The following is an 11,622-nucleotide window of genomic DNA, read 5'->3' as shown; positions in this document are numbered from 1 at the left end:
GGCACAGCGCACCCCTCGTTTCATGAACCGCTCCCGTCCGATGGAGGCCCCTAATCCAACGGCATCCCTCAAACATGCTGAAATACAGCACCATACAGGCCGGTAAACCCCCGGTGAGCGTACCTAGCTGAAGTTAAGTCACCTGTGTGTGCGTCTGTGCGCACCTGTGTACACTTGTGAACGCGCGCCCGACGGGTCGGCGGCGGAGCAGATCAGAGCGCGCGCATCAGCCGCAGGAGCTTGGAAACCGGGCGCGGCACGCCGACCCGCCCGTCGAGCCACAGGCTGATCGTCGAACGGTCGACCCCGATCGCGGCGGCCAGCGCGGATTGCGTGGTACATCCCAGCGCCTCCATCGTCTCGCGCAGTTCCTCCGGGTGCATCGACACGAGCATGGCGTCGCGTTCGCCGGTTAACTTCGCACTCGCAGCGATTTGTGCACTGCAATCAGGCCGTGTGAATATTTCACGCGAGTTTTGCGCCGCACTCATGCTCGATTTCCCCTTCTTTATCAGCCTCCTCGACGCAATTTGCCGATCATCTTTGAGCGATTGACGATCTACGCCGTGTTGTGCGATGCACCATAAATGACAAAGGAGTTACGTTTCAAGCAAGCTTTTTAGCTTCGCGAGAGCGGACACGAGGTTTTGTTGCGGAGGGAATCGATGAAGCTGATCATAGCAATCGTGAAACCGTTCAAGCTCGACGAGGTCGTCGAAGCTTTGACCGGTGTGGGGGTACAGGGATTGACCGTCACCGAAGCCAAGGGCTTCGGGCGACAGAAGGGCCACACGGAAGTCTATCGCGGGGCCGAATACTCGACCAGTTTCGTGCCCAAGGTGCGGATCGAAACCGTGGTCGACGACGCAGTCGCCCCCAAGGCGGTCGAAGCGATCTCCGCCGCTGCCAAGACCGACGCCATCGGCGACGGCAAGATCTTCACCATCGACGTTTCGTCCGCGCTGCGCATCCGCACCGGCGAAACCGACGACACCGCGCTTTGAGGGGGCCAGACATGATGGATAAGATAAAATACTTTGCCGCAGCGGGGCTTGCCACGCTCGCTGCCTCTCCCGCCTTCGCACTCGAAGCACCGGCACCGACCGCGCCTGCGATGGCCGCGGCCGAGGCTGCGACGACCATCGCCAAGGGCGATACCGCCTTCATGATCATCGCCACCGTGCTCGTCATGCTGATGATCGTGCCGGGCCTCGCCCTCTTCTACGGCGGGCTTGCCCGGACCAAGAACATGGCCTCGGTCCTCACCCAGGTGCTCGGCGTCGCGTGCCTCGCGATGATTATCTGGGTCACCTACGGCTATTCGATGGCGTTCGGTGACACCGGCAACGCCTTCATCGCCGATTTCGGCAAAGTCTTCCTGAAGGGCGTTACGGCTGATTCGGGCGCGGCGACCTTCAGCGACGGCGTCGAGATTCCCGAATATATCTTCATCGCCTTCCAGATGACCTTCGCCGCGATCACCGCGGGGCTGGTCGTGGGCGGCACGATGGAGCGGGCCAAGTTCTCGACCATGATGGTGTTCACCGCCATCTGGCTGACGATCGTGTACTTCCCGATCGCGCATATGGTGTGGGCGACCGGCGGCCTGATCTTCGACTGGGGCGCACTCGACTTCGCAGGCGGCACCGTCGTCCACATCAACGCGGGCGTTTCCGCGCTGGTCGGCTGCCTGATCCTGGGCAAGCGTATCGGTTATCCGAAAGAGCCGATGCCGCCGCACTCGCTGACCATGACGCTGATCGGCACCGGCCTGCTGTGGGTGGGCTGGTTCGGCTTCAACGGCGGTTCCGAGCTGGAAGCCGACGGCGTCGCCTCGCTCGCAGTGCTCAACACCTTCGTGGCAACCGCTTCGGGCGTGCTGTTCTGGATGCTGGGCGAGAAGGTGACCGGCCACAAGGGTTCGCTGCTGGGTGGCTGCTCGGGCGCGATCGCAGGTCTCGTCGCAGTCACTCCTGCGGCAGGCAACAGCGGGCCGTTCGGAGCGATCCTGATCGGTGCGGCTGCCGCGCTGGTGTGCTTCTGGTTCGTGACCATGCTGAAGCCCAAGCTGGGGCTGGACGATACTGCCGACGTCTTCGGCATCCACGGGATCGGCGGCATCGTCGGCTCGCTCGGCACTGCCTTCACCATGATGCCCGCGATCGGCGGACCGGGCGATGCGGACTATAACGCGATCGCGCAACTGATCATCCAGGCCAAGGCCGTGGGTGTGGCGATCGTGTGGGCCGCTGTGGGTGCAGCAATCGCATGGTTCATCGCCAAGCTGGTGACCGGCGGGCGCGTCTCCGAAGAGAAGGAACGCGACGGCCTCGACCTCAGCGAACACGGCGAACGCGCCTATAATTACTGAGAGTGACTTAGGACCGGAGGGGTCCGTGATCCCGGCAAACCAGATCGGGACGCGGCCCCCTCCGGATGAGGGGGGAGAGGGCGATTGTTCAAGGAGAATGAGAAAATGCGTTTTTCCAGAATTGCCCCGGTGGCGCTGCTCGCCACCACGATGTTCGCCAGCCCCGCGCTGGCTCAGGACGAAGAGGCAGAAGCCGAGGAATCCCGCCCGATCGAAATCAGCGCCAACGTCGCGCTGACCACCGACTACCGGTTCCGCGGCGTTTCCTTCAGCGGTGAAGACATCGCGATCCAGGGCGGTTTCGACGTCGCTCACGAGAGCGGTTTCTACGTCGGCGCATGGGCTTCGTCGCTCGAGGATAGCGCGCTGTACGGCAACTCGGAGCTGGACATCTATGCCGGGTGGTCGGGCGATGTCGCCACCGGGCTGAGCATCGATGCCGGTGTGCTCTACTACATCTATCCCAACGGCAACGACCTTGTCGGCGACAGCGACTACTTCGAACCCTATGCCTCGATCACTGCGGCGCTGGGTCCGGTCGAAGCAACCGTCGGCGCGGCCTACGCGCCCGAACAGGGCAGCGCGCTGACCGACGACAACATCTACGTCTACGGCGATCTGGGCGCTGGCATTCCGGATACCCCGATCAGCCTTTCGGCGCATCTTGGCTATTCGGACGGCAGCCTGGACTACGGATCGGGCGGCTATCTCGACTGGTCGCTGGGGGCGAGCGTGTCTTATGACATCCTCACCCTGGGGGTCGCCTATGTCGATACCGACCTGCCGGACATTGCGGGTCAGGACGGGGCCGTGGTGTTCACTCTGTCCGCGGCGTTCTGATCAATTCAATCGGACTACGCAGGCCATTTTTGAGGGGGCGCGCACCGAAACGTACGCGCCCCTTCGCTTATCTGGGGAAGGCAGAGGGCGCGCTCAGGGCTGGCCGACCAGCAGTCCCCGCCCGATCACCTGCGCCTGAATTTCCGCTGCGCCTTCGAAGATATTGAGAATCCGCGCGTCGCACAGCAGCCGGCTGATCGGGTATTCCAGCGCATAACCATTGCCGCCGTGGATCTGCACGCCGTTATCGGCAGCGGTCCACGCGACCCGCGCGGCGAGCAGCTTGGCCTGCCCCGCCTCGATATCGCAGCGCTTGCCCGCATCCTTGTGACGCGCGGCGGAATAGGTCAGCTCTCGCGCCATCACCAGTTCCGCGACCATCATTGCCAGCTTGTCCGCGACGCGCGGGAACTCGATCAGAGGCTTGCCAAACTGCCTGCGCTCCAGCGCGTAACGCCGCGCGAGATCGAAGGCGTTCCACCCCACCCCCACCGCCCGCGCCGCGGTCTGTATCCGGGCGCTCTCGAAAGTCCGCATCAACTGCTTGAAGCCGCGACCCTGCGCACCGCCGAGCAGACCGTCCGCAGCGACCGCGAACCCGTCGAACCCCAGCGTATATTCCTTCATCCCGCGATAGCCGAGCACCTCGATCTCGCTGCCCGAGAGCCCTTCGTCGGGAAACGGATCGTCCTGCGTCCCGCGCGTCTTGTGCGCGAGCAGCATCGAGAGGCCGCCATAGCCGGGTGTGTCGGGATCGGTCCGGCACAGCACGGTCATCAGATCGGCGCGCGCGGCGTGGGTGATCCAGGTCTTCGCGCCAGTGATCTGCCAGCTTCCGTCATTCTGCATGCGTGCGCGCGTCGCAACCGATGCCAGGTCGGAGCCGGTATCCGGCTCCGTGAAAACAGCGGTGGGCAGGATCGATCCATCGGCGAGCTTGGGCAACAGCGCGGCCTTCTGCTCCGGCGTGCCGTTCTCTCCGATCAGCTCGCCCGCGATTTCCGATCGGGTGCCGAGCGAACCCGCGCAGATCCACCCGCGCGACAGCTCTTCGGAGACGAGACACATCGCGGTCTTGCCAAGGCCGAGGCCGCCATATTCCTCCGCAATGCAGACGCCAAACACGCCGAGATCGCCCATCTGCTGGACCACCTCGATCGGGATCAGCTCGTCCGCCAGATGCCATTGATGCGCGTGAGGCGCGATCCGCTCGGCGGTAAAGGTGCGGAACTGGGCGCGGATCATGTCGAGCGTTTCGTCGCCGAAAGCCTCGTCCGGCAACGCGCCCTCGGCGAGCAGCGGAGCCAGCTGGGCGCGGGTTTGGGCTGTGTTCCCTTGGGTCAAGAAGTGCGCCACCGCGGGGTCCGCGCGCATTGCGTCGGCAGCGGCGCCAGCGTCCAGATCGACCGGGCGCACAAACTCGCCCTGCCCCATCGGCAAGGCCGACGTCAGCTGGTGCAGATATTCGCCGAACCCGATCCGCAGCGTCTGTTCCTCGATCGCACCGAAACGCCCAGCGCGCCGGGCCCGCGCGGCCCAGTCGGCAAGCGCCTCCAGCGCAGCGAGCGTGGTCGCCGCCCATGCAAGACCGTGCACCCGGCGCTGCTCGCGCTCGATCAGCGATGGGTCGGGCGAGCCATCCGGCGCGACAATCCCGGCGGTCGCAGCGCGTGCAGCTTCGATATAACGCTGGCCTGCCGCACACGCCTCTCGCGAAAGGTCGATAATGTCGCTCACCCAACGATCCCCCGATCATGCAGACGCCCGATCTCGCCGCTACCAAGGCCGAGATGCTCGGCAAGAACCTGATCTGTGTCCGCCCCGATCGTAGACGCGGGCCTTGCAGGCTCGCGCGGCACACCGGGACTATGCGCCGCCGCGCCGGGCGTCGGATAGGCTACGCCACCGGCGTGCTCGACCGTCGAGAAAGCGCGATTGTCCGCGAACAACCGCGCATCCTGCGTCACCGCTTCGTGCAGGCTGCGATAACGCGACCAGGTGACCCCGGCGCGATCGAACCGCGCTTCCAGTTCGGCAGAGCTGAACCTGGCGCACCCTCGTTCGATCACCGGATCGAGCTTGTCCCGATGCGTAAAGCGCGCGCCTTCATCCGCAGCGAAATCGATGCCCAGCGCTCGCTCCAGCTGTGTGATCTCATCGGCTATCTCAAGCGCATCGACCATCCCGCCCCACTGCTTGGGCGTGATCGCGACCAGCATGAAACGCGCGCCGTCGCTGGCGGAGAAATCGCGGCCGAAGGCACCGAACAGGTTGTTGCCCGCCTTCTCGCGATCATGCCCGGAAAGCATCACTTCGGCCACATTGCCCAGATGCGCGAGACTGGTCGCGGCGATGTCCGACAGCGCAACGCGCACTTCCCGCCCCTGGCCGCTCGCCTGCCGTTCCCGCTCGGAGGCGAGCAGTGCGAAGGCGGCGTAGGCTCCGGCGAGAAGATCCCACGCAGGCAGGACGTGGTTGACCGGTCTGTCGTCGTCCGGATGGCCTGTCATCAGCGGCAGGCCGACGGCGGCATTGACCGTGTAGTCCACCGCAGGCGAGCCATCGGGCCAGCCCATCACGCGCAGGGTGATCTGGTCCGCGCGCAATGCCTGCAGCGCCTCGTGTGCGAAGAAGCCGTCGACCGGGAAATTGGTCACGAACAGGCCCGTCCCACCCGTGGCAATTCGCTGGGCAAGCTCGCGCCCCTCTGCGCTACGATAGTCGAGCGCGATCGACAGCTTGCCCTTGTTGAGACCCTGCCAATAGAGACTCTCCCCCTGAGGGCCGAGCGGCCAGCGGCGCGCGTCGGGCCCTCCGCCGATCTGGTCGATACGGATAACCCGCGCGCCCATCTGCGCGAGGTAAAGCGCACATGACGGGCCGGCGACGAAGGCCGCACCCTCGACCACGGTCATTCCGGCGAGCAGAGACTTCATGCCCCGGCCCTATCGCGATCTGCGTGCGCCCGCCAGACCCGCATGTGGCGCGCACCACGAAATTGGAATGGCAGCCGGAATTCGCCGGATGATCCTCCATCCTGACACTTTTCTATGTCCGTTTATATTTACACCCGAGTAGGGGTAGAGTATATCCGAGGCATGGAAAGCAACGTCGTCGGCAATCTCGATGTCGCCATCTTGTGCGTCATCGCCTTCGTGACCTTCTTTGTCGGTCTGGTCGTGTACCTGCGACGCGAGGACAAGCGCGAGGGATATCCTGTCGAGGTGTCGGGCTTCATGGGCCGCACGCACGCCGCAGAAGGCTTTCCGGCAATGCCCAGACCCAAACTCTTCTACCGCCCGCATGGCCGCGGCGTGGCGCAGGCCCCGCGGGTGGAGGAACCGGAAACGGTCCGCCCCGGGCGGACGCTGCCGCCGATGGCCTTCCCGCTCGATCCGGGGCACGACCCGCTCGAAGAAGGGATAGGCGCTGCAGCCTATACGACCCTGCGCGAGGACGAGCCCGATCTCGATGTAGAAGGCGAACCCAAGCTGATCTCTCTCAACGATCACCCTGAATATTACATCCCGACCGGCGATCCCGATCCGCGCGGGTGGGTGCTGGTTTCCGCCGACGAGAAGATTGTCGGGAAGGTCCATGACCTGTGGTTCAACCGTGCAGAGTTCTTCCTGCGCTATTTCGAGGTCTCGATCGACGGAGCAGAGGGACGGCGGTTGATTCCATCCTTCTTCGCGGAGGCCCTGCCGCGCGACAGCGCCGTTCGAGCAACGACGCTGATCGCCCGCGATCTGCGGCGCGCGCCGATACGCGCCGACGACAGCTGCATCACCATGCGCGAGGAAGACCGGCTCAACGGTTTCTTTGCCGGTGGCCTCCGCTTCTCCACCGGGCACGGCCAGATCCACGATCCCGCCTGATGGCAACGGTGATGCCTTTTGCGACGGCCACCAACGGGACGCACGAGACCGAGAGTTCGAGCAGTGATGCCCCGAACGACCTGCCGATCGACATTGCTCTGGGCCTCCCCGGGCCGCTGCCCGATGGCGAGCAGATCCTGTGGCACGGAAAACCCGATCGCGCCGCGCTCGCACGCTACCTCTTTCGCTGGCCATGGTTGGCCGGGTACTTCGCACTATTCGCCTTGCTGCCGATTGCCGCCACCGCCCGCGCTGGCGCCAGCGTCGCGCAGATCGCGTTCAGCCCGCTGCTGCTGCTGCCGGTGGCACTGCCGATCGCCGGATTGGTGCTGCTGTTCGCCTGGCTCATGTCGCGGACCACCACCTATGTCATCACCGACAGGCGGGTCGTCTTCCAGGTTGGCGTGGCATTTACCCGCACGATCAACATTCCGCTGGCTCTGGTGACAGACGTATCCTCGCGGGAGCGCAAACATGGAATCGACATCGCGCTGACGCTGCGCCGGCCCAACAAGATCGCGTGGCTCGCCCTGTGGCCGCATGCGCGTAGCACGAAGTTTTCCGCACCGGTGCCGATGCTGCGCGCATTGCCACCGGCAAGCCCGGCAGCCGCCATCCTTGCCGACGCGGTCAGGCGGGCGGCGGCGGGCGCTGTCCACGTTCCCCGCATTGAGCGAAGCCCCCTCGGGATAAGCGCAAGGCCGCAGCATGTCTGAGATCACCGTCCCGCGCGGCGCGCTGATCGGTGCGGCGCTTCTGATCGGCTTTACCGTAACCGCGATCACCACCTCACGCCATTACGATGTCGGACGGCTGACCGTGCAGACGGCACAGGCAGGCGAACGCCGCATGCTGATCTTCGAACCGCTTCCCAATGGCGAAATGATGGTGCTGAGCGAGCGCCGGAAGCCGGTCGCGCATCTCGTGATCGAAGGAGACACCTTCGCGATGGCGGCCGTGCGCGCCCTCGCCATGCAGCGCGATGATCGGGAGTTCGCGCAAGAATTTCGCCTGCTCGTCCAGCGTGATGGTGCCGGGCATGTCGAACTAGCCGATCCCGATACCGGGCGTACGGTCAAGCTGCAGGGCTTCGGCCAGGCGAGCGCCAGGGCCTTCGCTCGCTATCTCGACGCCGGTGACGGGCACTACGCACCCGGCTGAGCGCGCCGGATCGCTGTGGCTGCGCTCAGGTAACGCACCACATCTCTCCAACCCGCTAGACTCCCAGGCCGTGTTCGCGGCACCTGGCCGAGGTTCCGTCCCCTACTCGCCGCCCTGCTGCAAACTGGCGGGCGTTGGCGCGGGTTCGGTAATTTCGGCTTCGTACGGCAGTCGGGTCTCAAACGCCGTCTCCCGTGTGATCGCGCTGCCCGAACCCGGGCCCCGCAATCCCTCGTAACCGCGCGCCATTGGTGCACCGCCCAGCGGGCGCGACATGCCGTTGTGGCAGGTGCCGCAATCCACCTTGGCAACATCTCCGAGTGGCCCAAGCCGATCGGCAGGAAACAGGTCGTGCATCTTGGTCAGATAGTCGCGGTTGATCCCCCGCGTCATGCGGATGCCGTACCACGCGGTGATCCGCTTGGGAGTGCTCTGCGACCAGTCGGCGAAGGCGCGGCTGTTGTGGCAGAAGTTGCAATTGCCCCCCAACCCGTCGGACATCTGCATCATCAGGATGTAGATATTTTCGAGATCGGCCAGATCGGTGACTTCACCCGAGACCGAACGGGCCTGCGCCCCCATGATCTGCTGATCGTCCAGCAGATAATTTTCGAAAGGCGCACGCGGGAAGAAATCGCGCATCGTCTTTGCCGTTCTGTTCCATGGAGGCGGCTTGCCGACGATACCGCCCATAGGCGGCTTGGGCTCGGCTGCCTTGAACCAGTGGCGCTGCGGCACGCCCTGCCCGCGGTGGCAGGTGTAGCAGGTTACCCCGACATTGCCGACGTGCCTGGAATTCGCATTGATATCGCGGACCATGGTCAGCATCCGCCGGGCGACTTTCTTGGTGTACATGTCGTCCGCCGCGAAGCTCGCGTCAGGGTTGTGGCAATAGGCGCAGCCTTCTTCGGGCGCGACCCATTCGGTGATCGACAGCATCAGGTGATCGAACTGCGCGGCGTCGAGATCGCCCAATACCTGGATGTTCTCATACGCCTCACCAGCGGATACTCCGCGTGCCTCGAACGGTTCGATCGATGCCGGCACGAGATTGAGCGGATCGCTGCGGGTCCGTTCGGAGGTGAAGGTGTTCATGGCGATACCGCGCCAGCCCCATTCGCGCGATTCGATCGGATCCCAAGGGGCATCCCACGTCGGTACCAGCACGACGAACAGCAGCGTCGCGAATGCCGCAGCGAGCAGGAATACGCCGAGAAGGCTCGACCGCGGACGCTTTTCCAGCGGGGTCATCGGGATACCTCCGGCGAAGGAGCAGGTGCAGGCGGTGCGGACAGATCGAGCGAAGCGCCGGTTCCGCCGGTGGCCGCGCGAACCTGCTCTGCGATCTCGGGCGGAAGCGTCATGTCGGGATAGGTCGCGGGGTACTCGGGCGCGAGGCCCCATTTGACGCCCCACAGATACCAGTTGTCGACCACGGTCCCGGTCAGCAGTATGCCGATCGCGCCCGAGAATGTCGTCAGGATGGCGAACCAGTAGGCCCAGCGATGAACGGACTCGAAGGTCGCGTTGAAGCCCATGGTCCAGCGCCAGAACAGCGCGCCGCGCTCCGCCGCAGTGCCGCGATCGACGATCTCCTCCGTCTCCCGCTCGCCCCCGAAGCGCGACACGGCAAGGATCGTGCCGCCGTGCATCGCGAACAGCAGCACCGATCCGTACAGGAACACGATCGAGAAGCAGTGGAACGGGTTGTAGTAGAAATTGCCGTACAGGACGGAGAAAGACGCGGTCCAGTTGAGGTGCGGGATGATCCCGAAGGGCGGTGCCTCGTGCCATGACCCCATCAGCATCGGGCGGATGAAACCGAGGCTCAGATAGAGGAAGATCGCGCTGGCGAAGGCCCAAGCGACATGCGTGCTCATCCCCAGCGCCTTGGCGCGCAGGTACATTCGGCACCACCACAGCAGGATCGAGGCAGTGAGGAAGAAGCCAGCCCAGATCCACCAGCCCCCTTCGGTCAGCGGCACGAAGGGGGTGAAGCCCCACTTCGCCTCCGGCGGATCGAGCCGGTGCCACGCGATCCCTTCGATGAATGCGACCGGATTCCAGTCGACGGAGGCCCAGAAATTGAGACCGATGATCTCGATCGCGATGAAGCCGCAGATCAGCGAGGCGATGCCGCAGAACCCCAGATAGGTTGGCCCGATCTGAGGATCACCGATCTTGCCGATCCACCGGTTGAGGACCGGCTTGATAAGGCGCGGAGACTCATGGCCCTTCAGCGGGAGCCCAGGGTCGTATGGCCCGTGGATCTGGATCTGCGAATAGAGAGAGTGAAACGAAGCCATCAGCCGAGCCCCCCCAGCCCCATGTCGTTCCAGAAGGGCAGCTGCAGATACCAGTCGTAAAAATAGGGCCAGCCGCTGACCCAGAAGGGACCGCTGATGAGAATGCAGATCGCGCTCCAGAACCCGGCATTGATCGCCGCGAACCAGCCGAGCCTGTGAATACCGAGCGGCCCTATGGAGTAGGCGATGGTATCGCGGAAATACTGGTTCTCGTGCTGGCCGTGCTTGACCTCCTCACCCTTGGGCGGATTGACAGCCGACAGGATGACGCCACCGTGCATCGCCAGCATCAAGGTGGTGCCGAAGAAGCACGTCACCGCCAGCATGTGCGCCGGATTGTAGTGGAAGTGCAGCCCCTGGTAGCCGACGTTGGAGACCCAATCGAGATGGCTGAAAATGCCGTAGGGGAACGCATGCCCCCATGCGCCAAGCATGATCGGCCGGAAGACCTCGAGGCTGAGGTAGGCGAAGATCGCGAAGGAAAACGCGATCGGGATATGGAAGCCCATGCCCAGCTTGCGGGATATTTCGACCTGCCGCAGCGCCCATGAAACGAACGCCCCGATCGCGCAGACGGTGATGATCTGCCACAGCCCGCCTTCGCGTAAGGGGGCTAGGCCAAGACCATATTCGATCGCGGGCGGCGCGATGTCGATCTGCCAGATATTCCACGTGCCGCCGATGGCAGCGCCATAAACGATCAGGCTGGTGCCGAGCAGCGCGAAAAACGCGGTCGTGACACCGAAGAAGCCGACGTAGAACGGCCCGACCCAGAAGTCGAAGAGATCGCCGCCAACCAGCGTGCCCCCTGCGACCCGATATTTGCGCTCGAAACTGAGCATCGACACGGCAAGGCCCCTAAGCAAATGTACAACATACCAGACACAATAGAGTGTCTATTTACATTTACGTCGCACAATATCCCGAGCGCCGCAAGGTGAAAGCAGCCGGGCCATCGGACAGATGCGAGACCTTCCCGCGGCGCGGAAGGCGAGCCCACCCGCAGAGCGTCACCGGATGTCCGAATGACGATGCGATAGGTTATTGCGACCGCTCGGGCCGTGTC

The 11,622-nt window shown here is 64.2% G+C and carries 12 protein-coding genes; 6 read left to right on the top strand and 6 right to left on the bottom strand.

The annotated features are described in order from the left end of the window. Positions 1-212: 212 nt before the first annotated feature. Positions 213-395, bottom strand: coding sequence for a helix-turn-helix domain-containing protein (locus tag KYN89_RS01160; protein ID WP_054524035.1), 183 nt, complete (start codon positions 393-395; stop codon positions 213-215). Positions 396-665: 270 nt separating this feature from the next. On the opposite strand from KYN89_RS01160, the gene KYN89_RS01155 reads away from it, so the two are divergent. From KYN89_RS01155 to KYN89_RS01145, 3 genes are all read left to right on the top strand, one after another. Beyond that, entirely contained in the window at positions 666-1,004 is a 339-nt protein-coding gene (locus tag KYN89_RS01155) for a P-II family nitrogen regulator (RefSeq protein WP_010237152.1), read from the top strand. 11 nt (positions 1,005-1,015) lie between these two features. Continuing rightward, positions 1,016-2,371: an ammonium transporter gene (locus tag KYN89_RS01150; RefSeq protein ID WP_222823425.1), complete on the top strand. Its 1,356-nt coding sequence runs from the start codon at positions 1,016-1,018 to the stop codon at positions 2,369-2,371. Between the two features lie 105 nt (positions 2,372-2,476). Next, positions 2,477-3,211 (top strand): TorF family putative porin, encoded by a 735-nt coding sequence (locus KYN89_RS01145; protein ID WP_222823424.1) that lies wholly within the window; start codon positions 2,477-2,479, stop codon positions 3,209-3,211. Positions 3,212-3,304: 93 nt separating this feature from the next. Here the strand turns inward: KYN89_RS01145 and KYN89_RS01140 are convergent, their stop codons facing one another. After that, entirely contained in the window at positions 3,305-4,948 is a 1,644-nt protein-coding gene (locus KYN89_RS01140; protein ID WP_222823423.1) for an acyl-CoA dehydrogenase family protein, read from the bottom strand. Beyond that, positions 4,945-6,147, bottom strand: coding sequence for a CoA transferase (locus KYN89_RS01135; RefSeq protein ID WP_222823422.1), 1,203 nt, complete (start codon positions 6,145-6,147; stop codon positions 4,945-4,947). Before KYN89_RS01135 ends, KYN89_RS01140 begins: the two co-directional genes overlap by 4 nt. 162 nt (positions 6,148-6,309) lie before the next feature. On the opposite strand from KYN89_RS01135, the gene puhA reads away from it, so the two are divergent. From puhA to puhC, 3 genes are read left to right on the top strand one after another with little or no spacing between them, the layout of a single operon-like run. Further along, positions 6,310-7,089 carry a photosynthetic reaction center subunit H gene (gene puhA / locus KYN89_RS01130; protein ID WP_222823421.1) on the top strand — a complete coding sequence of 260 codons (780 nt, stop codon included), beginning with the start codon at positions 6,310-6,312 and terminating at the stop codon, positions 7,087-7,089. After that, entirely contained in the window at positions 7,089-7,805 is a 717-nt protein-coding gene (gene puhB, locus KYN89_RS01125; RefSeq protein WP_222823420.1) for a photosynthetic complex putative assembly protein PuhB, read from the top strand. Before puhA ends, puhB begins: the two co-directional genes overlap by 1 nt. Continuing rightward, positions 7,798-8,250: a photosynthetic complex assembly protein PuhC gene (puhC, locus tag KYN89_RS01120; protein WP_222823419.1), complete on the top strand. Its 453-nt coding sequence runs from the start codon at positions 7,798-7,800 to the stop codon at positions 8,248-8,250. Before puhB ends, puhC begins: the two co-directional genes overlap by 8 nt. A gap of 102 nt (positions 8,251-8,352) precedes the next feature. Here the strand turns inward: puhC and pufC are convergent, their stop codons facing one another. Genes pufC through pufL form a run of 3 tightly spaced genes read right to left on the bottom strand, consistent with a single transcriptional unit; the run spans position 8,353 to position 11,404 of the window. After that, entirely contained in the window at positions 8,353-9,501 is a 1,149-nt protein-coding gene (gene pufC, locus KYN89_RS01115) for a photosynthetic reaction center cytochrome PufC (RefSeq protein WP_222823418.1), read from the bottom strand. Continuing rightward, a complete protein-coding gene (gene pufM / locus KYN89_RS01110; protein WP_222823417.1) occupies positions 9,498-10,556 on the bottom strand; it encodes a photosynthetic reaction center subunit M in 1,059 nt (352 codons plus the stop codon). Before pufM ends, pufC begins: the two co-directional genes overlap by 4 nt. After that, positions 10,556-11,404 (bottom strand): photosynthetic reaction center subunit L, encoded by an 849-nt coding sequence (pufL, locus tag KYN89_RS01105; RefSeq protein WP_222823416.1) that lies wholly within the window; start codon positions 11,402-11,404, stop codon positions 10,556-10,558. Before pufL ends, pufM begins: the two co-directional genes overlap by 1 nt. Positions 11,405-11,622: the final 218 nt, after the last annotated feature.

Origin of the sequence: Alteriqipengyuania abyssalis (assembly GCF_019857185.1) — a bacterium.
Lineage (GTDB): Bacteria > Pseudomonadota > Alphaproteobacteria > Sphingomonadales > Sphingomonadaceae > Alteriqipengyuania > Alteriqipengyuania abyssalis.
The sequence above is the reverse complement of the archived record's forward strand: the minus strand, read 5'-3'. Positions and strand labels throughout refer to the sequence as shown.

Bases quoted from the DNA above. Each gene is read 5' to 3' on its own strand.
- KYN89_RS01160 (WP_054524035.1), bottom strand. From the start codon at position 395: ATGCTCGTGTCGATGCACCCGGAGGAACTGCGCGAGACGATGGAGGCG.
- KYN89_RS01155 (WP_010237152.1), top strand. From the start codon at position 666: ATGAAGCTGATCATAGCAATCGTGAAACCGTTCAAGCTCGACGAGGTC.
- KYN89_RS01150 (WP_222823425.1), top strand. From the start codon at position 1,016: ATGATGGATAAGATAAAATACTTTGCCGCAGCGGGGCTTGCCACGCTC.
- KYN89_RS01145 (WP_222823424.1), top strand. From the start codon at position 2,477: ATGCGTTTTTCCAGAATTGCCCCGGTGGCGCTGCTCGCCACCACGATG.
- KYN89_RS01135 (WP_222823422.1), bottom strand. From the start codon at position 6,147: ATGAAGTCTCTGCTCGCCGGAATGACCGTGGTCGAGGGTGCGGCCTTC.
- puhA (WP_222823421.1), top strand. From the start codon at position 6,310: ATGGAAAGCAACGTCGTCGGCAATCTCGATGTCGCCATCTTGTGCGTC.
- puhB (WP_222823420.1), top strand. From the start codon at position 7,089: ATGGCAACGGTGATGCCTTTTGCGACGGCCACCAACGGGACGCACGAG.
- puhC (WP_222823419.1), top strand. From the start codon at position 7,798: ATGTCTGAGATCACCGTCCCGCGCGGCGCGCTGATCGGTGCGGCGCTT.
- pufC (WP_222823418.1), bottom strand. From the start codon at position 9,501: ATGACCCCGCTGGAAAAGCGTCCGCGGTCGAGCCTTCTCGGCGTATTC.
- pufM (WP_222823417.1), bottom strand. From the start codon at position 10,556: ATGGCTTCGTTTCACTCTCTCTATTCGCAGATCCAGATCCACGGGCCA.